Origin of the sequence: Pseudarthrobacter sp. S3 (genome assembly GCF_050156905.1) — a bacterium.
Taxonomy (GTDB): Bacteria; Actinomycetota; Actinomycetes; order Actinomycetales; family Micrococcaceae; genus Arthrobacter.
Genome location: NZ_CP189583.1, coordinates 1,370,086 through 1,394,420, shown reverse-complemented (window position 1 = coordinate 1,394,420; position 24,335 = coordinate 1,370,086). Strand labels below are relative to the sequence as shown.

Annotated in this window: 26 protein-coding genes and 1 pseudogene; 17 read left to right on the top strand and 10 right to left on the bottom strand. The window is 64.7% G+C overall.

What is annotated here, in order from left to right; genetic code table 11:
* Positions 1-18: 18 nt before the first annotated feature.
* Positions 19-561, bottom strand: coding sequence for a WhiB family transcriptional regulator (locus tag ACQCSV_RS06750; protein WP_354153911.1), 543 nt, complete (start codon positions 559-561; stop codon positions 19-21).
* Between the two features lie 413 nt (positions 562-974).
* Here ACQCSV_RS06750 and ACQCSV_RS06745 point away from each other — a divergent pair, with 413 nt between their 5' ends.
* Positions 975-1,673 (top strand): TIGR03089 family protein, encoded by a 699-nt coding sequence (locus ACQCSV_RS06745; RefSeq protein ID WP_354153912.1) that lies wholly within the window; start codon positions 975-977, stop codon positions 1,671-1,673.
* A 27-nt stretch (positions 1,674-1,700) separates the two neighbouring features.
* Here the strand turns inward: ACQCSV_RS06745 and ACQCSV_RS06740 are convergent, their stop codons facing one another.
* Positions 1,701-2,267 carry a GtrA family protein gene (locus tag ACQCSV_RS06740; RefSeq protein ID WP_354153913.1) on the bottom strand — a complete coding sequence of 189 codons (567 nt, stop codon included), beginning with the start codon at positions 2,265-2,267 and terminating at the stop codon, positions 1,701-1,703.
* Between the two features lie 221 nt (positions 2,268-2,488).
* Here ACQCSV_RS06740 and ACQCSV_RS06735 point away from each other — a divergent pair, with 221 nt between their 5' ends.
* The 7 genes from ACQCSV_RS06735 (at position 2,489) to ACQCSV_RS06705 (ending at position 9,304) form a co-directional block, all read left to right on the top strand.
* On the top strand, positions 2,489-3,637 hold the full coding sequence (locus ACQCSV_RS06735) for a 5-(carboxyamino)imidazole ribonucleotide synthase (RefSeq protein ID WP_354154207.1): 1,149 nt from the start codon (positions 2,489-2,491) through the stop codon (positions 3,635-3,637).
* Complete coding sequence (gene purE, locus ACQCSV_RS06730; RefSeq protein ID WP_426939377.1) at positions 3,634-4,212, top strand: 5-(carboxyamino)imidazole ribonucleotide mutase; 579 nt, start codon at positions 3,634-3,636, stop codon at positions 4,210-4,212. The genes ACQCSV_RS06735 and purE overlap by 4 nt, the downstream gene beginning before the upstream one ends.
* Before the next feature lie 10 nt (positions 4,213-4,222).
* A complete protein-coding gene (locus tag ACQCSV_RS06725) occupies positions 4,223-5,869 on the top strand; it encodes an LCP family protein (protein ID WP_354153915.1) in 1,647 nt (548 codons plus the stop codon).
* Between the two features lie 106 nt (positions 5,870-5,975).
* A complete protein-coding gene (manA, locus tag ACQCSV_RS06720) occupies positions 5,976-7,226 on the top strand; it encodes a mannose-6-phosphate isomerase, class I (RefSeq protein WP_354153916.1) in 1,251 nt (416 codons plus the stop codon).
* Between the two features lie 3 nt (positions 7,227-7,229).
* A complete protein-coding gene (locus ACQCSV_RS06715) occupies positions 7,230-8,213 on the top strand; it encodes a lipid II:glycine glycyltransferase FemX (RefSeq protein WP_426939376.1) in 984 nt (327 codons plus the stop codon).
* A gap of 112 nt (positions 8,214-8,325) precedes the next feature.
* Complete coding sequence (locus ACQCSV_RS06710; RefSeq protein WP_354153918.1) at positions 8,326-8,790, top strand: hypothetical protein; 465 nt, start codon at positions 8,326-8,328, stop codon at positions 8,788-8,790.
* Between the two features lie 37 nt (positions 8,791-8,827).
* On the top strand, positions 8,828-9,304 hold the full coding sequence (locus ACQCSV_RS06705) for a hypothetical protein (protein WP_354153919.1): 477 nt from the start codon (positions 8,828-8,830) through the stop codon (positions 9,302-9,304).
* A 63-nt stretch (positions 9,305-9,367) separates the two neighbouring features.
* On the opposite strand, the gene glpX is transcribed toward ACQCSV_RS06705, so the two are convergent.
* Positions 9,368-10,390 carry a class II fructose-bisphosphatase gene (glpX, locus tag ACQCSV_RS06700; protein WP_181037131.1) on the bottom strand — a complete coding sequence of 341 codons (1,023 nt, stop codon included), beginning with the start codon at positions 10,388-10,390 and terminating at the stop codon, positions 9,368-9,370.
* A 219-nt stretch (positions 10,391-10,609) separates the two neighbouring features.
* Between glpX and ACQCSV_RS06695 the strand changes: the two genes are divergently transcribed.
* The 4 genes and pseudogenes from ACQCSV_RS06695 to ACQCSV_RS06680 all read left to right on the top strand — a co-directional run.
* Positions 10,610-11,290, top strand: coding sequence for a DUF4245 domain-containing protein (locus ACQCSV_RS06695; RefSeq protein ID WP_354153920.1), 681 nt, complete (start codon positions 10,610-10,612; stop codon positions 11,288-11,290).
* 9 nt (positions 11,291-11,299) lie between these two features.
* Entirely contained in the window at positions 11,300-11,914 is a 615-nt protein-coding gene (locus ACQCSV_RS06690) for a carbonic anhydrase (RefSeq protein ID WP_354153921.1), read from the top strand.
* A 76-nt stretch (positions 11,915-11,990) separates the two neighbouring features.
* Positions 11,991-13,412: a class II fumarate hydratase gene (locus tag ACQCSV_RS06685; protein ID WP_354153922.1), complete on the top strand. Its 1,422-nt coding sequence runs from the start codon at positions 11,991-11,993 to the stop codon at positions 13,410-13,412.
* A 70-nt stretch (positions 13,413-13,482) separates the two neighbouring features.
* Positions 13,483-13,912, top strand: a pseudogene (locus ACQCSV_RS06680) (MFS transporter); the annotation flags it as partial.
* A gap of 276 nt (positions 13,913-14,188) precedes the next feature.
* On the opposite strand, the gene ACQCSV_RS06675 reads toward ACQCSV_RS06680, so the two are convergent.
* On the bottom strand, positions 14,189-14,746 hold the full coding sequence (locus tag ACQCSV_RS06675) for a prepilin peptidase (protein WP_354153923.1): 558 nt from the start codon (positions 14,744-14,746) through the stop codon (positions 14,189-14,191).
* A 59-nt stretch (positions 14,747-14,805) separates the two neighbouring features.
* Here ACQCSV_RS06675 and ACQCSV_RS06670 point away from each other — a divergent pair, with 59 nt between their 5' ends.
* Positions 14,806-15,600, top strand: coding sequence for a hypothetical protein (locus ACQCSV_RS06670; RefSeq protein WP_426939375.1), 795 nt, complete (start codon positions 14,806-14,808; stop codon positions 15,598-15,600).
* A 71-nt stretch (positions 15,601-15,671) separates the two neighbouring features.
* Positions 15,672-16,319 (top strand): GNAT family N-acetyltransferase, encoded by a 648-nt coding sequence (locus ACQCSV_RS06665; protein WP_426939374.1) that lies wholly within the window; start codon positions 15,672-15,674, stop codon positions 16,317-16,319.
* A gap of 70 nt (positions 16,320-16,389) precedes the next feature.
* Here ACQCSV_RS06665 and ACQCSV_RS06660 read toward each other — a convergent pair whose 3' ends face one another.
* On the bottom strand, positions 16,390-17,820 hold the full coding sequence (locus tag ACQCSV_RS06660) for a PhoH family protein (protein WP_426939373.1): 1,431 nt from the start codon (positions 17,818-17,820) through the stop codon (positions 16,390-16,392).
* A 243-nt stretch (positions 17,821-18,063) separates the two neighbouring features.
* Entirely contained in the window at positions 18,064-18,825 is a 762-nt protein-coding gene (locus ACQCSV_RS06655; RefSeq protein ID WP_426939536.1) for an isoprenyl transferase, read from the bottom strand.
* Between the two features lie 154 nt (positions 18,826-18,979).
* Here ACQCSV_RS06655 and trhA point away from each other — a divergent pair, with 154 nt between their 5' ends.
* Entirely contained in the window at positions 18,980-19,702 is a 723-nt protein-coding gene (gene trhA / locus ACQCSV_RS06650) for a PAQR family membrane homeostasis protein TrhA (RefSeq protein WP_426939372.1), read from the top strand.
* A gap of 57 nt (positions 19,703-19,759) precedes the next feature.
* Here the strand turns inward: trhA and ACQCSV_RS06645 are convergent, their stop codons facing one another.
* Complete coding sequence (locus ACQCSV_RS06645; RefSeq protein WP_426939371.1) at positions 19,760-20,119, bottom strand: hypothetical protein; 360 nt, start codon at positions 20,117-20,119, stop codon at positions 19,760-19,762.
* Positions 20,120-20,234: 115 nt separating this feature from the next.
* Positions 20,235-21,140 (bottom strand): mycothiol conjugate amidase Mca, encoded by a 906-nt coding sequence (gene mca / locus ACQCSV_RS06640; RefSeq protein WP_426939370.1) that lies wholly within the window; start codon positions 21,138-21,140, stop codon positions 20,235-20,237.
* A gap of 149 nt (positions 21,141-21,289) precedes the next feature.
* On the opposite strand from mca, the gene ACQCSV_RS06635 reads away from it, so the two are divergent.
* Positions 21,290-21,748 (top strand): DUF4307 domain-containing protein, encoded by a 459-nt coding sequence (locus ACQCSV_RS06635; protein ID WP_354157757.1) that lies wholly within the window; start codon positions 21,290-21,292, stop codon positions 21,746-21,748.
* A 151-nt stretch (positions 21,749-21,899) separates the two neighbouring features.
* On the top strand, positions 21,900-22,394 hold the full coding sequence (gene greA, locus ACQCSV_RS06630) for a transcription elongation factor GreA (protein ID WP_354153930.1): 495 nt from the start codon (positions 21,900-21,902) through the stop codon (positions 22,392-22,394).
* Positions 22,395-22,450: 56 nt separating this feature from the next.
* On the opposite strand, the gene ACQCSV_RS06625 is transcribed toward greA, so the two are convergent.
* Together ACQCSV_RS06625 and ilvA are read right to left on the bottom strand one after the other, a co-directional pair.
* Positions 22,451-23,068 carry a rhomboid family intramembrane serine protease gene (locus ACQCSV_RS06625; protein WP_354153931.1) on the bottom strand — a complete coding sequence of 206 codons (618 nt, stop codon included), beginning with the start codon at positions 23,066-23,068 and terminating at the stop codon, positions 22,451-22,453.
* A gap of 8 nt (positions 23,069-23,076) precedes the next feature.
* Positions 23,077-24,315, bottom strand: a complete 1,239-nt coding sequence (gene ilvA / locus ACQCSV_RS06620; protein ID WP_056343503.1) for a threonine ammonia-lyase — start codon at positions 24,313-24,315, stop codon at positions 23,077-23,079.
* Positions 24,316-24,335 lie beyond the last annotated feature (20 nt).

The following is a 24,335-nucleotide window of genomic DNA, read 5'->3' as shown; positions in this document are numbered from 1 at the left end:
CGTGTACTTCCTGAAGAATTAGATTGCTCGCTTCCTTAGCCGCCGGCGCTCACGCTCGGAAAGGCCACCCCAAATGCCAAACCGTTCGTCGTTTGCCAGCGCGTATTCCAGGCACTGCGACCGCACATTGCATGCACCACAGACCTTCTTGGCGTCGCGCGTGGATCCGCCCTTCTCCGGGAAGAAGGCCTCCGGATCCGTTTGCGCGCACAATGCATCAGTCTGCCAGCCGAGTTCGCCTTCGTCGTCGAAGTCCTGCCGGAATGGCAGTCCGATCCATACCGGCTGGGTGATTGTCCCCTGTGCCGGGGTGCGCAGTTCCATGGGCGGATCCAGGTCGTCATCGTCCTGGTCGTGTCCGCCTTCAAGAAGTGCTTCGTGCGCCGCCAGGAGGGCCGTAGCCTGGTCCTGGGCCGAGTCTTTGGTGTTGCGGTTGTAGCGGTCCGCCGCCTCAGGATCGGCAGGATCCACATACCAGTCGCTCGGTACCCCCCGTGCGCGGTATTTAGCCGTTGCCTGGCCGGCGACGGCATCTTCATGGATACGCTCTGCTAGCCCCACGGCGACCCTCCTGAAAGTTGCAGTCCCTGCCTGGATTCTTGGACACTCGGTTGTGTGCCTGAATTAATGCAGCGACTTTCGATATCTAATTACACGTGTGTAACTAGTGGGGAGTCAAGCTGTGGACGGGATAATAATCAACTTTCCGGGCCAACAGCTGGCACGCCACGCCCGGGAGTTTTCCGAAGGACCGGCGCTCCGGAGGCCTGACGGTCCACATCGGCACGCAAAGTGCCCCGGTTCCGCTGAATAGCGGCCAAAATACAGGCGCTGTCCGAATAAGACAAATAAGATGACAAACTCTCTGTGAGTAACATCACAGCGCGACTGGACCCTCTTGTGCTCTTGTTAGGGACTCCGCGCGGGGCATCCCCGCCAAGGCCGCCCCACAGCGTCCGTGACAAGATAAAGCCATGAGTATCCCGGCGATAGAACTGATGACCACCCTGCGTTCCGGCCACGCGACGTCGCCCCGCCTGACCTGGTACGGCCCGGACTCCGAACGCGTGGAACTCTCCGGCCGCGTGTTGGATAACTGGGTGGCAAAAACCAGTAATTTACTGCAGGACGAACTCGACGCAGAACCCGGTATGCGGCTGAACCTTGCTTTGCCAGCCCACTGGAAGTCAATGATCTGGGCATTGGCCGCCTGGCAGTTGGGCATGGAAACAGTGCTCGACGGCGGGGCGGCGGAACTCCTCGTCACCGACCGTCCCGGAACCGTTGAGGCAAAGTACGACGCCGTCATAGCCGTCGCGCTGCCCGCTTTGGCGATGCGGTGGCCGGGTGAGCTGCCTGCCGGAGTCCTCGACTACGCCGCCGAGGTGCGCTCCCACGGTGACGTCTTCATGGCGCACACGGATCCGTCGGCCGCCGCCTGCGCCATTCGGGCCGGAGCAGGCCAGCAGCACATCCACGAAGAACTGATCTCTGGCTTTGCGGCCTCGCATGAGGAAGGCGTCAGGCTTCTGGTCCCCGCTGCCGAGGGTCTGGAACCGGCGCTCGCGAACTCGCTCGGCGCGTGGCACAGCGGCGGCTCAGTGGTGCTGGCGCACCCCGATGTGGAGCTCACGGACAAGCTGCTGGCCGCGGAACGCATCCACGGCAAATAGCCGCCTACGTCAGGGCTGCCGGCTGCGTCAGGGCTGCCGGCTGCTTTCCGGCGAGTCCCCGTCCGGCTGTTCACCACGCAGGGCGGCGGCCTTCTCCTGGTGATGCCGCTCGATGAGCTCGTGGTCGTGTGAGAACTCCGGCTCCTGGTCCAGTTCTTCGTTGAAGACCCAGAACCGGTAAGCGAAGAAGCGGAAAATGGTGCCCAGGACCAGGCCCACCACGCTGCCTGCAATAAAGAGCGAGGGTTTGTCGTTCAGGTCCAGGATGTACTTCGCAAACCATACGCAGCCTGAAGCGATCAGGAGTCCTACCAGGTTCATGATGGCGAAGAGCACGGCCTCGCGGGCCACATTGGCCTGCTTGCGGTGGCGGAACGTCCAGTAGCGGTTGGCAACCCACGAGAAGATGCTGGCCACGATGGTTGCCACGGCCTTGGCCCAGACCTCGCTGCCGTGCATCGGACCGGTGAACAGCCAAATGAAGATTGCCGAGTCAATGACGAACGCCACACCGCCTACGGCACCGAACTTGGCTACTTCACGCCAAAATAGCGAGGCGAGCCCCCGGATACGATCTGAAAGTGCGCTAAACATGACCCTCCATGGCCGTCCGTTCAATGGGCCACACGGCCAGAGGTCCATTTTAGACCCGAAAACAGTGAACCGGCCCCCCGCAGAATGCAGAGTGGTGACGAAAATACCCGAAAAGCTGGCCCCTCGGCGTCCCAAAGCCCGGATCCGGTGAGCTTTTCTGTAGGCTGGCACATGTGACTTTTCCAGTAATCGGCGTTGTTGGCGGCGGCCAACTCGCGCGCATGATGGCCCCGGCCGCTACCGCCCTTGGCTTTGAACTCCGTGTCCTGGCTGAGGCGGAGGACGTTTCAGCCGTATCGGCTGTGTCCACCTCACCGATAGGTGACTACAAGGACCTCCAGACACTCCTCGACTTCGCGGACGGCCTGGATGTCATGACGTTCGACCACGAACACGTCCCCACGGACCACCTCCGGGCGCTTTTGGCCGCCGGAGTCAATGTCCAGCCCGGCCCGGACGCCCTCGTTAATGCCCAGGACAAACTGGTGATGCGGGCTGCCATCGACAGCCTGGGTCTCCCAAACCCCACGTGGGCTGCCGTGGCTGACGTCGCCGCGCTCGTGGCCTTCGGCGACGAAACCGGTTGGCCCGTTGTCCTCAAGATGCCCCGCGGCGGCTACGACGGCAAGGGCGTGCGGATCATCGATTCCGCCGACGCCGCCGAAGAGGCTGGTCCGTGGTTCGAGGCCATGAGCCCGCTCCTCGCCGAAGCCAAGGTTGAGTTCAGCCGCGAATTGTCCGCATTGGTGGCCCGGACACCGGGCGGCGAAGCGAGGGCCTGGCCCGTGGTGCACACCATCCAGGTGGATGGTGTCTGCGACGAAGTCATTGCCCCTGCCCTGGACATCCCCCTCGAAGTCGCCGCCGCCGCGGAAGACGCGGCTCTGCGCGTCGCCTCGGAACTGGGCGTCACCGGAGTGATGGCGGCGGAACTCTTTGAAACGCCGGGCTCCGGCGTCGGCTTCCTGATCAACGAACTCGCCATGCGGCCCCATAACACTGGCCACTGGACCCAGGACGGTTCCGTTACCAGCCAGTTTGAGCAGCACCTGCGGGCGGTCCTGGACTTGCCGTTGGGTGCCACCGACATTCTGGGCCCGATAGTGGTCATGAAGAACTTCCTCGGCGGCGCCAACCAGGACCTGTTTTCCGCCTACCCTGCCGCCCTTGCCAGCGAGCCGGCCGCCAAGGTCCACTGCTACGGCAAGTCCGTGCGTCCGGGACGCAAGATTGGCCATGTCAACCTGGTCGGGACCTCCACCGATGATGTGGACTCGGTCCGGCAACGCGCAACCCGGGTGGCGGCCATCATCCGCGACGGCCGGGTTCCCAGCGAAGAATCAGCACGGATTTCCGAGGAGAACGCATGACTACCGAAACCACCGCCGGCACCGGCCCCCATCCCATCGTTGGGCTGGTCATGGGCTCAGACTCGGATTGGCCGGTCATGGAAGCCGCCGCCGATGCACTGGCTGAGTTCGGCATCCCGTTCGAAGCCGATGTGGTCTCCGCTCACCGGATGCCCACCGAAATGATCCGGTACGGCCAGACCGCCCACAAGCGCGGGCTCCGGGTCATCATCGCCGGCGCCGGCGGAGCCGCCCACCTTCCCGGCATGCTGGCAAGCGTGACGCCCCTGCCCGTCATCGGCGTCCCGGTCCCACTGAAGACCCTGGACGGTTTGGATTCCCTCCTCTCCATCGTGCAAATGCCGGCCGGCGTCCCCGTAGCCACAGTGTCCATTGCCGGTGCCCGGAACGCAGGCCTGCTCGCGGTCCGGATCCTCGCGTCGGGAACGGACCAGCTGGCAGCCTCGCTCCGCGCCGACCTCGTGGACTTCGCCCAGGAGCTCAACGACGCCGCCACCCGCAAGGGAGCCAACCTCAGGCAAAAAGTCAGCGAAGTCTTCGCCGACGGCAATGGTGTTCTCCGGGGCAGCCGTTAAGGAACCCGACATGCCCAGAAGCGACCCGCAGCAGCCAGCAACCGGCACAGTCATGACTGATCCTGTCCGGTATCCGTCCAGCGCCTCCGCGCCAGTCCGGACCAAACGGGGCCTGGCCCTGGTCCTGATGACCCTCCTTGTGCCCGGCAGCGCCCAAATTGTGGCCGGCGACCGCAAGCTTGGCCGCATTGCGCTGCGCGTCACCCTCATCGCGTGGGCTTTGCTGGCGGTCATCCTGCTGCTGCTGGCAGTTAACCGGTCGCTCCTGATCAACATCCTCACCAATCAGTTTGCCTCGCTGGTGATCATCCTGGTCCTGGTCGCACTGGCTCTCGGATGGGCATTCCTGTTCATCAACACACTCCGGCTGATCCGCCCCGTCCTGCTGGCACCGGCGGCGCGTCCCGCCGTCGGCATCGCCCTGGTCCTTGCCCTGGTCCTGGGCAGCGGCACCCTTGGGTATGCCGCTTACCTCCTGAACGTGGGCCGCAACGCCATCGGCAGCATCTTCGCTGGGGGCCCAACGATCGATCCCGCGGACGGCCGCTACAACTTCCTGATGATGGGCGGTGACGCCGGCGACGACCGCACAGGCCGGCGCCCGGACAGCCTCTCCGTGCTCAGCGTGGACGCCAAGACCGGCCAGACTGCCATCATCTCAGTGCCGCGCAACCTGCAGGACGCCCAGTTCAGCGAAGGTTCGCCCATGCGCAAGCTCTACCCGGACGGCTACGACTGCGGCAACGAGTGCCTCATCAACGCCATCAACACCGAAGTGACAAACGAGCACGCGGACCTGTACCCAGGCGTTGCAGACCCCGGTGCGCAGGCCACGCTTGAGGCGGTGTCGGGAACCCTCGGCATCACAGTCCAGGCCTACGTGCTGGTGGACATGGACGGCTTCGCCAAACTGATCGACGCCATGGGTGGAATCCGGATCAAGGCTGGCGGCTGGGTGCCGATCAGCGGCCCCATGATCGATGAGGCCAACGGCATCCACGGGATGCCGGACGGCTGGATTCCCGCCGGTGACCAGAAGCTCGATGGCTTTCACGCGCTCTGGTACGGACGCTCCCGCGAGTTTGTTGACGACTACGCCCGGATCCAGCGGCAACAGTGCGTCCAGCAGGCCATGCTCAAACAACTGGACCCGGCAACCCTCCTCTCGAAGTTCGAGGACATCGCCAGTGCGGGCACCAAGGTTGTTGAGTCAAACATCTCCTCATCCCAGCTGGGCAGTTTCGTGGATCTCGCCATGAAGTCCAAGGGCCAGGAGGTCAAACGGCTGACCATCGGACCGCCGGATTTTGACGCGTCCTTCTCCACGGTGCCAGACTTTGACATCATTCACGACAAGGTGGACGAGCTGCTGGCCTCCGCGTCGGGACCCCGGGCTGCCTCGCCCGTCGACGGCCCCGTTGAGCCCGCTACGGCGGGCGGACGGCTGCAGGCGTCGGCGCGGGTGCCCATGGCTGCCTTCCCGGCAGCCGGTGGAACCCCCGCGCAGACTGCCCCGCCGTCGGACTTCACCCCGGTCACCACAACTCCCGACGGCGAGCCGATCACCGAGGCGATGCTGAACCAGCTCAAGAGCGAAGGCAACGAACAGGCCCTGCGCGAACTGGTGGCCACCAATGGCAAGTGCGCGCCACTCTAGGCCCAGCGCCTTCGCCGGAATCCCGGCCGCAGCACCCTGACTGCACGAACACGAACACGAAGACCTGTAGACCTGTAGACCTGTAGACCAAGAATGGACACCGGCTGTGTACGAAATTGAGAACGCCCTCCGCGACTACGCCTGGGGATCCACCACAGCCATCGCAGCGCTGCTGGGACGCCCCGAGTCCGGACGGCCGGAAGCCGAGCTCTGGATCGGAGCCCATCCCGGCGCCCCTTCCATGGCCCGCCGGGCGGACGGTTCCGTGGCAGCGCTAGACGCCTTGATTGCCGAGGATCCGGAACATTTCCTGGGCAGCGAATCTGTGGCAGAGTTTGGCCCACGGCTCCCCTTCCTGACCAAGATCCTTGCCGCCGCCCAACCTCTGTCGCTCCAGGTCCACCCCAGCATTGAACAGGCCAGAGCAGGATTCGCCCTGGAGAATGCTGAAGGCATTGCGCCCGATGCCGATCACCGCAACTACCGCGATGACAACCACAAGCCGGAAATGCTCTTTGCGCTGACCCCGTTCGAAGCGTTGTGCGGGTTCCGGGCGCCGGCTGCAACCCGGGAGATCCTGCTCCACCTTGCCGCCTGCTTCGACTTGGTGGAATCCGGGATCCCGCCCCTGCTGGTGGAACTGCTGGAGATCCTGGAAAACCCCGATGAGAACGCCGGTCTCAAGAGTGCCTTCGAGCGGCTGATCAAGGGCGGCGACGACGTCTCGCACACCACAGCGTTGGTGGCGGCCGCCCTGATCTCCGGCGCTCCGCTGGCACCCTACCAGGCGGAACTTTCCACGGTCATCAGCCTCAACGAGAAGTACCCAGGCGATCCTGGCGTACTGATTTCGCTGCTGCTGAACAGGATTTCACTGGCCCCGGGCGAGGCCGTCTACCTCCCCGGGGGCAAAGTGCATGCTTACCTGCACGGCATGGGTGTCGAGGTCATGGCGTCCTCGGACAACGTGCTTCGGGGCGGGCTGACGCCGAAGCACGTCGACGTACCCGAGCTGCTCCGGACCGTCGAATTCCAGTCGGTGGCCATCCCCAGGCTGACGCCGGAATTCTCCGGCCTTGGCCAGGAGCTCTATCAGCCGCCCTTCCGGGAGTTCCAGCTTCAGCGGATCGAGCTGGCACCCCGCGCGGAGCCGGTCCCGCTGGCACAGGCGGGCGCCGTCGTCGTTATTGTTGTGGCCGGATCGGTGTATCTCGATTCGCCAAAGGGCGATCTGCAGCTGACCCGCGGCGGCAGCGCCTTCCTGCCGGCTGCGGAAGCACCGGTCAATGTCCACCCCGTGGCCGGAGCAGAGTCACCGGCCATTGCCTTCGCCGTGACCACAGCCCTGAAGGCCTGAACCGTGGAATTCTTCCTGCAGACACCCGCTTGGGCGGAAGTCCAGGCGTCCCTGGGCCGCACCGTCCATCAGCAGTCAGGTCCGGGCTGGAGCTTCCTGGCCGTGGAGGAGAAAAACCCGGCCGGCAAGGTCCTCTACGCCCCCTATGGACCCGTGGCATCCTCGATGCAGGCGTTCGACGCCGCCCTGGCCGCCCTGGTTGCCACCGCACGGTCGTGCGGGGCGGTGTTTGTCCGGATTGAGCCGGTGTCCTCGGGTCTTGAGTTACCGGCCGCCGCGGAGCTCCGCCGGCGCGGCCTGCAGCCGGCGCCTGTGAACCAGCAGCCTGAGCTCAGCTGGATCGTGGACCTCGAAGGTGACTTCAAGGACGTCCTGGCCGCGATGAAACCCGTGAACCGGAACCTCTACCGGAACATCCACAAGAAGGGCGTGACCTTCCGGACGTCGAAGGACCCGGACGACATCGGTATCCTGCTGGAGTTCCTGCACATGACCGCCCGGCGGAACGGCTTCAAGCCGCAGAGCGACGAGTACCTGACCCAGGTGGCAGCCTCCCTGATGCCCGCCAGCGCAGCCACGCTGTTCATCGCCGAGCTCAACGGCGAGCCGATCGCGGCAGCCTTCGCGTACGATTCCGCAGACACCAGGACGTATGCCCACGCCGCCTTGGATGGTACCCACCGCAAGCTCAGCGCGGGCATACCGCTCCTGGTGACCATGATGGCGGACGCCAAGGACCGGGGCCTGAAACACGTGGACCTGTGGGGCGTTGCGCCTGCGGATCAGCCCAACCACAAATGGGCGGGATTCACCGCGTTCAAGAAGTCCTTCGGCGGCCGCGAGGTGGCGTACCCCGGCACCTGGGACCTCCCGGTGCAAAAGCTCCGGTATAACGCGTACCAGCTGGCCCGCAAGCTGCGCGACACGCTTCGTGCCCTCCGCACCCCCGCCTCACCCCCAGCACCCCCGGCGCGAACGGACACTTAAGCCCCGGGCTTGGAGCCTCTGCCCAGGGCCACAAGTGTCCTCTCGCGCATCCGACCGGTCCAAAGCCTGTGGATAACGGCTTTGCCACCGCCAGACGTGTGCACACTGAAGCATGGGCCTGGCACCACTCCCCGAGCAGCTACTCACCGGATCGTTTACGTCGGCCACCGCGGCGGCGTTGGGGGTGTCGCGCAAACGGCAGCGGCAGCCTGACGTCGTTATTCCATCCCGGGGCGTACGCATCCCTCTGGAAAGCTGCGCGGGCGTCCCGGGCAACCTCCAAGCCTACACGGCACTGGACGAAACGTCGGTGCTCACGCATAACTCGGGCGGCAGAATATGGGAGTTAGGGCTGCCGCCGTGGCTACAGGACGACTGGCGGATCCACGTGGCCAGGGAACGTGACGGCAGCAGGCCCCGGCGCCAGAACGTCGTTGGCCATCGGATGACGTTCAAGCCAGGCGAAGTGGTGATGCACGACGGCGTCCGCGTCACCTCGCCTGCCCGGACCTGGCTGGATTTGGCAAATCTGCTCACCGTTGATGAGTTAATCGCCGTCGGTCGATTCCGTGGTTAACTGCCACGGCACAGACTTTCCCCGGCCCAAGGAGCCAATGGCCACGATCAATGATCTCCACCGCATGATCGCTGCACATCCGGGGATGAGGGGGATGAAAACGGCACGGCTGGCAATCGACGAGATCAGGGTTGGCGCCGATTCCCCACAGGAAACAAAGATGCGGCTGGCACTGGCAAGCACAGGCCTCGGCGAACCGGCTTTGAACCACGTGATCCGCAATGGCTGGGGGCAGCCGGCGGTGTGGCCGGATGCGGCGTACGTTCAGCATCGCTTGGCACTGCAGTACGACGGCGCCCATCACTCGGAGTCCCGCCAGGTGCGGCTCGACAACAAACGCCGGACCGTCACTGAACGGCTCGGCTGGACGGAAGTCAGGGTTTTCAAGGAGGACCTTGAGGGAGACAAACCCTTCGTCATCGAACTGGTGAAGGCCGCCTTGCAATCCCGCCACCGGGCCGGGGACGTCCAAAGTGGCTCCATTGGCAGGGGACATGCGCGAACGGACACTTGAGGCCCCACGGTTTCGGTGCCTCAAGTATCCGTTCGCGCAGGAGTACGCGGGGTGAAGAACCTGCTAGTTCTTGCGGGCGTAGCCTTCCCACTTGCTGGCCTGGTGCTCGCCGTCAACAAAGCGGATGGTGCCGGACTTGGAGCGCATCACGATGGACTGGGTGAGGACCTTGTCCTTGGAGTAGCGAACGCCCTTGAGGAGGTCGCCGTCGGTGATGCCGGTGGCCGCGAAGTAGCAGTTGTCGCTGGACACGAGGTCATTGGTGGACAGCACTCGGTCGAGGTCGTGGCCGGCGTCGATCGCCTTCTGCTTCTCGTCGTCGCTGGTGGGCCACAGCCGGCCTTGGATAACGCCGCCGAGCGACTTGATGGCGCAGGCTGCAACGATGCCTTCCGGGGTGCCGCCGATGCCCATGAGGGCGTCGACGCCGGTGCCGGAGCGGGCCGCGGCAATAGCGCCGGCCACGTCGCCGTCCATGATGAACTTGGTGCGCGCACCGGCTTCACGGATCTCTTCGACCAGGGGGCGGTGGCGATCGCGGTCAAGGATCATGACGTTGAGCTGGTTGACCTTCACGCCCTTCGCCTTGGCGATCAGGTGGAGGTTCTGCTTGACCGGCAGGCGGAGGTCCACCATGTCGGCGGCTTCCGGGCCGGTGACCAGTTTTTCCATGTAGAACACGGCGGAAGGATCGAACATGGAGCCGCGTTCAGCTACGGCAAGGACCGCCAGGGCGTTGTTGATGCCGAGGGCGGTCAGGCGCGTGCCGTCGATGGGGTCCACGGCAACGTCGCACTCAGGACCGGTGCCGTCGCCAACATGTTCGCCGTTGAACAGCATGGGGGCTTCGTCTTTTTCGCCTTCGCCGATGACCACAACGCCGTTGAAGTGGACCGTGTGAAGGAAGGAGCGCATGGCGTCAACCGCTGCGCCGTCAGCCTTGTTTTTGTCACCGAAACCAACCCAGTGGCCGCCGGCGATGGCCGCGGCCTCGGTGACGCGGACAAGCTCAAGGGCGAGGTTGCGGTCTGGCTCGTCGATGCCCACGGCCAGGGAGGGGGAAATCGTGGAGTACTGCTGGGTCATAGGCGCTGGTGACACGTGAACCTCTTCTTCGAGTGGCGATCATTGGACCCGCTCGGCCGGATTCAGCCGGTGCGGTGATTCCTCTGGTACTGATCATAGTCGTGGAGGCGCCTTCGGGGCGTGGCATGACGCGGTCCTGCAACATGGGCTGTAAGCCTCCCGCACTCCCCCGACTGTGAGTTGTGCCTGAACATGGGCGACTATAGAGAGGTGAGCGAAATGCAGGAAAAGACCAGCCCCGGCCCCGACCCCTCCGACTCCGGAGCAAACGGCGACGACGCAGGCACTGCCGAAACAGCCCCCGTCCGCCCAGTGATCCCCGCCGCAGCGGCTAAGCGCGCCAATGCCTCGGTGATCGGCATGGTCGTTGCACTGGTGGTCAGCATCGCCGCCTTCCTGCCCGTTATCCTGATGAACCCCCTCCCCAAGAGCGACGGATTCCGCCCGGACATCGATGTCAGCGCCGTGGCCCGGAATGCCACGGATGTGGCGGGATTCACACCCGTAACACCGGACACCGGCAAGTCGTACGCGTCCAACTACGCACGATGGGAGTCCGGTAGCGGCAGCGGCGTGCCCACCTGGGAGGTTGGCTACCTGACCCCGAAGGAGTCCTTCATCGGCCTGGTCCAGACCCGCCAGTCCAACCCCACCTGGCTCGTCCAGCAGACCAAGAGCGCTCCCGTGACGGGAAAGCGTGCGGCGGGCGGGCAGGACTGGGAACTGCATGACACCGGCAAAGGCGAAAAGAGCATGGTGCTCAATTACCGCGGAACCACCGTTGTCCTGACGGGAAGCGCCCAGCTGGACGAATTCGCCGAACTCGCCGCCGCCGTCGTGCAGTCCATGGAAGCCAATCCGGCTGTCACAGTTTCACCGTCAGCCAGTACCGCCCCGTAAAGTAGGCCCGTGGCTACCTATCTGACCCCTGCCCTTTCCTGGCGCCGTATGCGCGAAGGCAACGAACGCTTTGTTGCCGGCGAATCGTCGCACCCGAACCAGGACGCGTCCCGCCGGTCGTCGCTGGTGGAAAATCAGAACCCGTTTGCCGTGATCTTCGGCTGCTCGGACTCCCGGCTCGCCGCCGAGATCATCTTCGACCTGGGGCTGGGGGACGCCTTTGTGGTGCGCACCGCCGGCCAGGTGATTGACGACGCCGTATTGGGCTCCCTCGAGTACAGCATCAGCGTGCTGGGGGTGCCGCTGATCGTGGTGCTGGGGCATGACAGCTGCGGCGCCGTCATTGCCACCAAGTCCGCGGTGGACACCGGGAACATGCCGGTGGGCTTTATACGGGACCTGGTGGAGCGCATCACGCCTTCGGTACTGACGTCCATGCGAAACGGCGAGCACGAGATCAACGACATGGTGGTGGAGCACGTCAAGCAGACGTCCCAGCGCCTGGTGGACAGCTCCCGTGTGATTTCCGCCGCAATCGAGAACGGCCGCGCCGCGGTGATCGGCCTCTCCTACAGCCTCGCCGAGGGCCGCGCGAACGTGGTTTCCGGGATCGGCGACGTCTAGGCCAAGCCTGAATCCTTGCCCGTAGCATGCGGTTCACGGTTTTAGTCCGGGCCACAGATCGCCCTAAGCTAGCCCCATGACTTCCACTGAAGAATTCCGTATTGAACACGACACGATGGGCGAAGTCCGCGTCCCCGTGAACGCCCTGTACCGTGCACAGACGCAGCGTGCAGTTGAAAACTTCCCCATCTCCGGCAAGACCCTGGAACGCGCGCACATCGAGGCGCTCGCCCGGGTCAAGAAGGCGGCCGCGCAGGCCAACGCAGAACTTGGGGTGCTCGACGGCGAGCTGGCCAAGGCGATCGCAGCGGCTGCCGATGAGGTAGCTGCCGGTAAGTACGACGGCGACTTCCCCATCGACGTTTTCCAGACCGGCTCCGGCACGTCCTCGAACATGAACACCAACGAGGTCATCGCCGAGCTGGCCACCCGCGCCCTCAAGGCCGCCGGCAGCGACAAAGTTGTCCACCCGAATGACCACGTCAACGCCTCGCAGTCCTCCAACGACGTCTTCCCCACGTCTGTCCACGTTGCCGCCACCTCAGCCCTGATCAACGACCTCATCCCGGCGCTCGGCTACCTGGCCGAGTCCTTGGAGCGCAAGGCCGTGGAGTTCAAGGACGTCGTCAAGTCCGGCCGCACCCACCTCATGGACGCCACCCCGGTGACGCTCGGCCAGGAGTTCGGCGGCTACGCAGCCCAGGTCCGCTACGGCATCGAACGCATCAACGCCGCTCTCCCCCGCGTCGCCGAAGTCCCGCTCGGCGGCACCGCTGTGGGCACGGGCATCAACACCCCGGCCGGCTTCCCGGAACGAGTCATCGAACTGCTCGCCACGGACACCGGACTGCCTCTGACCGAAGCCCGGGACCACTTCGAGGCACAGGCCAACCGCGACGGCCTCATCGAAGGCTCCAGCCAGCTGCGCAACATCGCGATCTCCTTCATGAAGATCAACAATGACCTCCGCTGGATGGGCTCCGGCCCCAACACCGGCCTTGGCGAAATCGCCATCCCGGACCTGCAGCCGGGCTCCTCGATCATGCCGGGCAAGGTTAACCCGGTCATCTGCGAGGCGTCCATCATGGTCTGCGCCCAGGTCATCGGCAACGACACCGCCATCGCATGGTCCGGCACCAACGGCGCCTTCGAGCTCAACGTCGGCATCCCCGTTATGGCCGCCAACCTGCTCGAGTCCATCCGGCTGTTGGCCAACACCAGCCGGGTCATGGCGGACAAGATGATCGATGGCATCACCGCCAATGTGGACCGCGCCCGCTTCCTGGCCGAGGCGTCCCCCTCGATCGTGACGCCGCTAAACAAGTACATCGGCTACGAGAACGCGGCGAAGATCGCCAAGAAGGCCGTGGCAGAGGGCCTCACCATCCGTGAGACCGTGGTCGCCATGGGCTTCCTGGAGCGCGGCGAGGTTACCGAAGAGCAGCTGGACACCGCGCTGGACGTTATGTCCATGACGCGCCCGCCGCACAAGGCCTGACCCCCGGCTTCTAGGCACTCAGCACCAACGAACCACCGCGGCCGGCACCTTCCCACGGAAGGTGCCGGCCGCCACGGCCATCGGCTTTACGCTGGGCCTGGGCATGTTCGCTGCCATTGCCTTCGTCCCCACGCTCCTGCAGATGTCCTCCAGGACCTCAGCCGCTGAATCCGGGGCTTCTGATGCTGCCCATGATGGTGGGCCTCATGGGCATGGCCATCTCCTCTGGGATCCGGATCTCCAAGACCGGCAAGTACAAGACGTTCCCCATCCTTGGCGCCTCACTGACCATCGCGGCGATGCCGTGGCTCACCACCCTGACCGCCGAAACGCCCATCTGGGTGATCTGCGTCCAGCTCTTTGTGTTCGGTGCAGGACTGGGAACGATCATGCAGGTCATCGTCCTCGTGGTGCATAATTCTGTCCCTGCCGATCAGATCGGCACCGCGACCAGCACGAACGACTACTTCCGCGAAATCGGCGCATCCCTGGGCGGCGCGGAAGCAGAACGCCTGGAAGCAGAGCACCTGGCCCTGCTGAAGGGCGGGACGGAGAAGGAGACCGCCGTCCGGGGCGCCTCGGACAGCCTGACGGACGACGACGGCGAGCTGGCCTCCCGACGCCGCTGACCGGCGCCGTACGGCTGTACGCCGCAGCGGCGGAAGCCACAGTAATAGCCGGCAGGGGCGCCGCGATCTTGGGGGTCGCGGCGCCCCTGTTGTATGTCACCGACGAGCTGTTCCCGTCACGGCTCGAAATGGGCATCCCGGACCGCGTCAGGCCGGCAGCAGCATGGCCGCGGCGGCACCGGCGAGCATAAACGGGCCAAACGGGATCGAAGATTTCAAGGTGCCGCGGCGGGCCGCCAGCAGGGCCATCGACCAGAGGCCGCCCAGCAGGAAAGCTGCGAACGTCCCAGCAAAGACGTGTCCCCAGCCAAGATAGCCAAGATACATTCCCAGGACGCCGGCCAGTTTCACGTCGCCAAAGCCCATGCCGGGCGGGTAAACCATCCGCAGGACAAAATAGAAAGCCCACAAAACCACCCCGCCGGCCAGGATGCGCAGCGCCGGGATCCCCAGGAGCTCGGCAGCACCGTCAGGTGACCCCAGTATCGCGGCAGGGCCCGCAATCACGTGCACCAAGGCAGCCGCGAGCAACAGGACCCCGGCCACGCCGTACGAGGGGAAGACAATCCGGTTGGGCAGCAGGTGGTGGCGCACGTCAATAACCGTCAGGCGGACTGCCATGCCACAAAAGTAGGCACAAGCGGCCAGCACCAGCCAGAACGCCAGCGGGGTGGCGTCCCACAGTCCATCGAGTCGTCGGATCACCCCTCGGATGCTACTGGATTGGTGCGCCGCACCGCAGAACCCACGCGTAAACTGTGGATATGTCGACATGGGACACCAGGCGCCGGCCGGATCCGGAGGGCAGCGCGGACGCTTCGGACCTGAGCACCATGTTCCGGAACCTTTGCCGGTCTTCCCCCTGGAAGTGGCAGTCACTGCGCTTTGAATACTGGGATGAACCTTTTTCCGACGTCCCAGACCCGTCCGCACCGCTGGTCCGCGCCTGGCTCCGCCGACCCGGTGCGCTTCGTCTGGAAACCGCTGACCGGCTTGTCCTCCACAGCACCACCGGAATCAACGATTCCAAGGACGGGTTGTACGTCAGCGCCACCCGGAAGTCCTGGCTGCTGCCGCCCCACCTCGTGGCGCCCGTTTACGACGACGGCGGCCTGGTCAGGCGCCGGCCGGAGGCAGCATACGGCGAGCCGGGCTTCGGGAACGGCCGTTTCTCGGCTGCCCTTGATCCCGTGGAACTCGCCGGGAGTGCCCCGGTCCCGATCGAGTTCCCGGGCACCAACGCCGTAGAGGTCGACGCCGTTCGCCGCGTGGATCACGAGGGCCGGCCGGCGCTGGAGGCAACGGTGACACCCACCGCGTCCTACCATCCAACGGATCCTGCCGCTTCGCTCTGCCTGCCCGGCAGCAACCGCGTGCGGATCGACCTGGAGACAGGCGTCTGCGTGGCCAGCCAGTCACTGGACCCGGCAACCCCGAATTATGGGCACTGGATCCGGATCCTCGCCATGGATGAATACATGCTGGACGACCTGTTTGTGGCCGAGTCCATGAACCTCACGGACGTCCGCCGCCACATCAGCTGGGACATCCGCACCTGATCGCAGCTCCCTCTCCGGCCATCACCGGCGGTTGACAAGCCCCGTGGCCCGCCCTGGGCTAGGCTTCCCTGATGACCGCGCTGACTGCCATCTGGCCCCTCTTCGGCCTCGAGCTGACCACACCCCGCCTAGTGCTGCGACCCATTTCCGACGCCGACATTCCTGCCGCGGTTGCAGCGGCCGCGAGCGGGGTCCACGAACCCGGCCCGAACCCCTTCAGCACGCCGTGGACAGAACTGCCGGCGGAAACTCTGGGGACCAACATGGCGCAGTGGTACTGGCGCTGCCGCGGCCAGGCCACGCCCGAGGACTGGACCGTGCTCCTGGGCATCTGGTACCGGAACGAATTCATCGGCTGCCAGGACATCGGCGCCAAGGACTTCGCCACCCTCAAGACCGTCAGCACCGGCTCATGGCTGAAGCAGTCCCTCCACGGCCAGGGCCTTGGAACTGAGATGCGGGCCGCCGTCGCGCTCTACGCGTTCGACTGGCTCGGCGCCGAAGTCGCCGAATCCGAAGCCGCAGCCTGGAACGCCGCCTCCCTGGGCGTGTCCCGCTCCCTCGGCTACGAACTCAACGGCACCAACAGGCAGTCCTGGGGCGGCAAGGCCGTGGAAGTCCAAAAGGTGCGCCTCACCCCCGCAACCTTCAAACGCCCCGACTGGACCCTGCAAGTGAAGGGCCACGAAGCAGCAGCCAAGTTCCTCGGGGCTCGCTGAGGGCACTTCCGACGGAGAAGGGCCGTGGCCCGACGAGCGGAACCACGGCCCTCGCTACCGGATCGTAAGGCTAGATTTCGGCGCCCTCCAGCAGTTCTGTTACCAGGGCTGCGATCGGGGAGCGTTCGGAGCGCGTCAGGGTGATGTGGCCGAAGAGAGGGTGTCCTTTCAGGGTTTCGACGACTGCGGCAATACCGTCGTGCCGGCCGACGCGCAGGTTGTCACGCTGGGCGACGTCGTGGGTGAGGACGATCTTGGAGTTCTGGCCGATTCGGCTCATCACGGTGAGGAGGACGTTCTTCTCAAGTGACTGGGCCTCATCAACGATCACGAACGCGTCGTGCAGGGAGCGTCCGCGGATGTGCGTCAGCGGCATAACCTCCAGCATGCCGCGGTCCATGACTTCTTCCACGACTTCCTGGCTGACCAGGGCACCGAGTGTGTCAAAGACCGCCTGTGCCCAGGGGTTCATCTTTTCGGACTCGGAGCCGGGCAGGTAGCCGAGTTCCTGGCCACCTACGGCGTAGAGGGGGCGGAACACGATCACCTTGCGGTGCTCGCGGCGTTCCAGCACCGCTTCCAGGCCGGCACACAGGGCCAGCGCGGATTTGCCGGTGCCGGCCCGCCCGCCGACCGAAACGATTCCGACGGCGGGGTCCATCAGCATGTCGATGGCCAACCGCTGCTCCGCGGACCGTCCGTGGAGCCCGAATACGTCCCGGTCCCCCTTGACCAGCCGCACCTGCTTGTCGGCGCCCACCCGGCCCAGGGCTGAGCCCCGGTTGGAGAGGATCACCAGCCCGGTGTTGACCGGCATTTCCGCGGCTGCGGGGATGAAGACAGGCTCGTGGCCGTACAGGGTGGAGATTTCTTCCTCGCTGGCTTCCACCTCGGCAACGCCGGTCCAGCCCGAATCCTTCACGAGCTCGTTGCGGTATTCGTCGGCTGTAAGTCCCATAGCGGAGGCCTTGACCCGCATGGGGAGATCCTTCGAAACCACCGTGACGTTCCGGCCTTCATTGGCCAGGTTCTTGGCCACGGCGAGGATCCGGCTGTCGTTGTCGCCACTGCGGAAACCCAATGGAAGCACGTCGGCGGAAATGTGGTTCAGCTCCACCAGCAGGGTGCCGCCCTGGTCGCCGATGGGGATTGGCCGGCTCAGGCCACCGTGTTTCACCCGGAGGTCATCGAGCAGCCGGAGCGCTGTGCGGGCAAAGTAGCCCAGCTCGGGGTCGTGCCGTTTCCCCTCAAGTTCCGTGATGACAACGATCGGAACAATGACTTCGTGCTCGGCGAAGCGGAGCAGCGCCCGTGGATCCGAGAGCAGGACGGAGGTGTCAATGACGAAGGTACTAATGGTGGCGTCCCTTCCGGAGACAGCAAAACCGGCCGCAGAATTTTCGTCTGCTGCACCGGCTTGTGAGGTGGCTCGCGTGGTGCGAGAGGTAGCTTTCTGTCCCTGGTCAAAAACGGCCTCGGGCAGTTGTTCAGAAATAGCCACATCGACTCCAGCCCCGGACACGCGCCCGGAATTGTTATTGGTGAGGCGGCTCGGCCTGGAGGCCGGGTCCGGCCTCCCATACAACCGGTGCGAAATTTCGCTCCATGTACTGGCCTCCCCGATCAGCTGGCGTTTTTGCCTGCTGATAGCTACAACGTAAATCCACGGCAACTAATTTCCGGCTTCATCCGTCGGCGATTCCTGTTGCGGCCGTGTGAATTCCGCGTGAACGGCGCGGACAGATCAGGTGCCGAAGCGCCGCTGCCGGCCTGCATAGTCCCGGAGGGCGCGAAGGAAATCCACTTTTCGGAAAGCGGGCCACAACGCCTCGCAGAAGTAGAACTCGCTGTAGGCGCTTTGCCACATCAGGAACCCTGACAGCCGCTGCTCCCCCGACGTCCTGATGACCAGGTCCGGATCCGGCTGGCCGCGCGTATAGAGGAAGCGGGAAATATCGTCGACGGACAGCGAGTCAGCTAGCACCGAAATGTCTGTGCCCTTGGCGACGGCGTCGTGAAGCATCTCCCGCACGGCGTCGACGATCTCGCGGCGTCCGCCGTAGCCCACCGCAACGTTGACATGGATCTTTTCGCGAACCGGCGTGCGCGCCGTGAGCTTGTTGAGCCGTTCAGCCAGGTAGTCGGGCAGGAGCTCGGGGGCGCCCATGGCGTGGACCGAGATGTTGGCGTCCTCGTCCAGACGGTCCAGGGTGTTGGCGATGATGCCCATCAGAAGATCCAGCTCCTCGCTGGACCGGCTCATGTTGTCCGTGGACAGCATGTACAGCGTGACCACATTGACCCCGAGTTCCTGGCACCAGCCCAGGAATTCATGGATCTTGTCCGCGCCGGCCTGGTGGCCCTGGCTGGTGGGTGCATTGAACTGCTTGGCCCAGCGGCGGTTGCCGTCCACCATCACGCCGATGTGCTTGGGAATGCGGCCGCCGGCAAGCTCGCTGAGCAGCCGCCTTTCGTAGAAGCCATAAAGGAACCCGCGAAATTCCACGAGGAGACTCACCTGACTTCCGTTGCTGTTCGACGGCATTGCACATCCTAGGCTACCGTCCGGGACGGGGGCGGGTGCGCCGGGACGTGCCCGGATGACCCGTCATGATCGTTACCCATGAGTAACTTACGTACAGAGAGGATATTCTGAACCTATGAACAGCCAGACTCCTGACGGCTCCCGCGCGCCCTTCGCGGACCACGGCAACAGCGCCCTGGACGACGCCGCCGTCCGGCTGGCCGAACTCCTGATGATCAAGCCCAAGTGGCGAGGTTGGATCCACAGCGTCACGGCGCCACTGGCCCTGGCCGCGGGGATCGTCCTGGTGGTCCTTGCCCCGACTACGGACCGCAAGATCACCGCGGCAATCTATGCCTTCACAGGCGTCCTGCTATTTGGCATCAGTGCCATCTACCACCGCGGCAACTGGTCCCCCGGCGTGAAGAAAGTGCTCAAGCGCTTGGACCACACCAACATCATGCTGGTCATCGCCGGCAGCTACACGCCCTTGGCCTGGTCGCTCCTGGAGCAACCCAAGGCAGTCCTGCTGCTCTGGGTCATCTGGGCCGGGGCCATCCTCGGTGTGCTGTTCAGGCTGCTGTGGACGGACGCCCCGCGCTGGCTGTACGTGCCGATCTACATTGCGCTTGGCTGCGGATCGCTGTTCTACCTGCCCGAATTCTTCGCGGCCAGCGTCCCGGCGGCCATTCTGATCTGTGTGGGCGGAATCCTATACATCACCGGCGCAGTGTTCTATGCGCTCAAGAAGCCCAACTTCAGCTACGAGCACTTCGGATTCCACGAACTCTTCCACGCACTGACAGTCCTGGCATTCGCGGCACACTTTACGGCGATCGCCATCGCAGTCCTCAGTTGACCTGACGGGAACCGTGAACTGGCGGAAACCTGTGGGTGCGCGGGAGGTCGGTCCGCCTTAGTCGCGGGGCCGGGACCGATCGGCCGGCTGGCCCTGCCCGTTGCTTTCGGGGCCAGCCTCGCCGCCTTCGGCATCCGGCTCCCCGGCAGCACTGAGTCCGTCGTGGTCGTCGGCGGCTTCGATGTCCGCAGCCGCGGCCGCCGCCTGGCGTTCCTCTTCCACCTGCGCGCGGTAGCGGACACGGCGGATGCGGCGGACCATGTCCACAATCAGCAGCGTCGTGGCCAGCACAAAAAAGGCCGTCATGATGAAGCCCCACAGGCCCGGGGTGATCTGGTCCTCGGAGATGCCCTCACGCAGGCCGGGTGTCGGCAGCGGAGAGGGCGTGGTGGTCAGGGCGAGGAGCAAGTGATGCACGGTTCAAACCTTCTGTGGAAACTGATGGGCAGGCAGCCGGGGATTCCGGATGCGGGTCCGCGGGACCCGGACCAGCCCACTGCTTTTCTACACGACATAGAATAGATTGCCGTTTCTATCTTAGCCCGGCGAAAAGGTCCTTTTCGGGCAATACTGCGGGGACCCTGGACTCGATCAGGGAGTAGTCTTCCCACGGCCAGACGCGGCGCTGCATCTCGGCCGAGACGGCAAAGAAGAACCCCAGCGGATCCACCTGCGTGCGGTGGGCGCGGAGGGCGTCGTCGCGGGCCTCAAAAAAGTCGCCGCAGTCGATCTGCGTGGTGGTGGCATGGGCACCCTGCGGCGGCGTGTGGCCCTCCGCGTCCGTTTCCAGCCAGGCGGCAAGCCGCTGGGCGTACGGGGACTGCAGGCCCGCTTCCTCCAGGGCAAAATGCAGTGCGCGGAACCGGTCCGGGCTGAAGGCCCTGTCGTAGTAGAGCTTGCTGGGTTCCCAGGCCGCTCCGGCGTCCGGATACCTGTCCGGGTCACCCGCGGCCGCAAACGCCTCCACCGCCACCCGGTGCGCCATGATGTGGTCCGGGTGCGGGTAGCCCCCGTTTTCGTCGTAGCTGACGATCACCTGCGGCTTGAAGTCCCGGACCAGCCGCACCAGCGGCGCCGCGGCGCGCTCCAGCGGCTGGACGGAGAAGGATCCGGCGGGCAGCGGCGGCAGTGGATCGCCCTCGGGCAGCCCGGAGTCCGTGAATCCCAGCCAGCGCTGCTGGATGCCAAGTACCTTGGCCGCCTGGTCCATCTCCAGCCGGCGCGCCCCTGCCATGTCCCGTTTGGGATGCGGCTCAGCTTCCACGGCAGGATTCTGGATATCGCCGCGGGATCCGTCGGTGCAGGTGGCCACCATGACTTCCACCCCGGAGGCGGCGTACATGGCCATGGTGGCCGCGCCCTTGCTGGACTCGTCGTCCGGGTGCGCATGAACGGCTAGCAGCCTCAGCGGTGCCGGGGTATGCGTGGACGCTGTCATCGAAGGACGGCTCCTTATTCTTCTGCGGCTGCTGTGACGGCCACTGGACTGACGGGATTGCATAACGGGACAGGCGAAATAGCTGCGCGGTAGAGGGGTGCGGATCCGCCACGGACAGCCATGGGCCGGAACCGAACTAAACTGGACTGGTGACTACCCAGGATCAGCCCGCCGTGTCCCCGCCTGCAGACACTAGCCTAGCCAATCGTTATGGCAGTAAAAAGCCGTCCCTCCGGCCGGCGGTCAAACGTGGCATCGCCGTAGCGGCGCTGGCGGCCGGAGTTGGGTTTATGGCCTGGGTCTCCACGTCGAACGCTGTCTCGGACGTGACGTTCAAAGACGTCGGTTTCAGCACCATTGACGCCACTGCGGCAGAGGTTGATTTCCAGGTCACCAGGGACCCGGGAACGGCCGTCAAGTGCGCTGTGAAGGCCCTCGACTCCAAGTTCGCCGTGGTGGGTTGGAAAGTCGTGGACATCCCGCCGGGAGCAGCTAACGGAACGGCCGACGGCGGAAGGACAGTTTCGCAGCGCGTGGCCCTTCGGACGGAGTCCTTGTCCGTTTCCGGCGTCGTGGACGCCTGCTGGATTACGCGCGCCGGGACGTAGCACCATGTGATCTGCGCAATATCCCGGTTGGGTATGTCCAGAGTATTGACTACAATGGGTCAATACCTTTACCCCGCTGAGTTGGTTGCTGAGTTCCACAAGTGGCCACCGTTGCGGGGTCTTTTGCATGTATGACCATTAGGAGAAGTCCGTGTCTACCACCAACAGCGCGCCTGCAGCCTGGCTCACCCAGGAAGCTTTTGACCGCCTGAAGGCAGAGCTGGACCACCTTTCCGGCCCTGGCCGTGCGGAGATTGTCCAGAAGATTGAAGCTGCCCGGCAAGAGGGCGACCTGAAGGAAAACGGCGGCTACCATGCGGCCAAGGAAGAGCAGGGCAAGATCGAAGCCCGGATCCGCCAGCTGACCGCACTCCTGCGAGATGCCCACGTGGGCGAGTCCCCCGCTGACGACGGCATCGTCGAGCCCGGCATGCTCGTTGTTGCCCTGATCGCCGGCGACGAAGAGACATTCCTGCTGGGGTCCCGCGAAATCGCCGGCGATTCCGATCTGGACGTGTTCAGCGAGAAGTCACCCCTTGGCGCCGCAATCGTCGGCCACAAAGAGGGTGCGAAGCTCAGTTACACTGCGCCGAACGGCAAGGACATCGCGGTGGAAATCATCTCCGCCAAGCCGTATGCAGGCTAACGCGTCACACTGAACGCACCTCAGGCCTTGCAGGCCTGGCCAAACGTCGGTCCCCTTCAGGAGGCCGACGTTTTTGCGTGCTTGGGGCGCAGCAACAGGGCAGCTACAACTCCCCCTGCCGCCCCGCCGAGGTGCGCCTGCCAGGAGATGTAGCTGCCCATGATCGGCAACACACCCAGCAGGATACCGCCGTAAACCATGAACAGCACCACGGCGAGCAGGATCTGCCGCCAGCTGTGGTTGAAGAAACCCCGCACCAAAAGGAAGGCGAACAACCCGAAAACCAGGCCGGAGGCGCCAACTGTGATGCCGCCGTCGCCAATCAGCCACACCGTCAGCCCGGAGCCGAGCCAGCTGAATCCGAGGGCCGTCAGGAACACCCGCACGCCGGACAGGAACACCAGGAAGCCGAAGACGATCAGGGGCAGGGCATTGGACAGCAGATGGTTCAGATTGGCGTGCAGCAGCGGGAACGTCAGGATGTCCAGCAACCCGTCAGCGGACCGCGGCCGGAGCCCGAAGGTCCGGTTCAGGGCGTGCAGGGTCAGCATGTTGAACAGTTCGATGACAAAAAGCAGGGCCACAAAGCCGCCGGCCACCAGCAGCCCTCCTCTAGCCCGCGCGGCTTTGGTTTCCCGGTTCCGCGGCTTTCCGTCCCCCATCGCGTCAAGCATGGCTGTTCCTAATGCACCACAATGGGCTGGAAGCCCTCGGCACGGAGGGCGCCGAGGACCTGCTCACAATGTTCGTGGCCCTTGGTTTCGAGGTTCACGGTGATGGAAACGTCGCCCATGCTGATGGAGCCGCCAACACGGGTATGGTCCAGGCCAGTGACGTTCGCATCGTTTTCGGCGATGATGCGGGCGATGGTGGCCAGCGAGCCCGGCCGGTCATCCAGCATCATCCGAACTGTCATGTAGCGCCCGGCGGCGGACAGGCCCCGCTGGATGACTTTAAGCATCAGCATCGGATCGATGTTGCCGCCGGACAGGATCACGGCCGTAGTCCCGGGGTTTTCGATTTTGCCATCCATCAAGGCGGCCACCCCCACCGCCCCGGCGGGTTCCACCACCATCTTCGCCCGTTCCAGCAAGAAGATCAGGGCCCGCGCCAGGGAATCCTCGCTGACCGTGACAACATCATCCACGAGCTCACGGATGATGCTGAAGGGCAGCTGTCCGGGCCGACCCACGGCGATACCGTCAGCCATGGTGGACACTTTCTTCAGCGGAACCAGTGCGTCGGCGGCGAGTGACGGCGGATAAGCCGCAGCGTTTTCGGCCTGGACACCGATGATGCGGATTTCCCGGCCAAGTTCCCTGGCCCGGGCCTTGACGGCCACAGCGACTCCGGCCAGCAGCCCGCCGCCGCCCACTCCCATCAGGATGGTGTCCACGTTGGGGATCTGCTCAAGAATCTCCAGGCCTATGGTTCCCTGGCCGGACACCACATCCACGTTGTCAAAGGGGTGCACAAACACCATGCCGGATTCGTCGGCGTAGCGCTGCGCCTCGGCGAGGGCCTCATCCACGTTGTGGCCGTGGAGGATGACTTCTGCGCCGTGGCTGCGGGTGGCCGCCAGTTTCGGAAGGGCTACGCCCAGCGGCATGTAGATGCGGGCTTTGATGCCCAGGCTTTTGGCTGCTACGGCCACACCCTGGGCGTGGTTGCCGGCTGATGCCGCCACCACCCCCCGCTTTTTCTCCTCGGCCGAGAGCTTGGCCATGCGGACATACGCACCGCGGACCTTGAATGATCCCGCCCGCTGCAGGTTTTCGCACTTGAAGAAGACGTCGCCGCCCACCATCCCGCCCAGGGCCCGTGACGATTCCACGGGGGTCCGCATAATAATCCCCTCGAGCAGCTTCTGCGCCTCCAGGACATCGTCCAGCGTGACGGGAAGGGTTTCAAGGGTGTTCACGGACTTATGCTCCTTGGGTG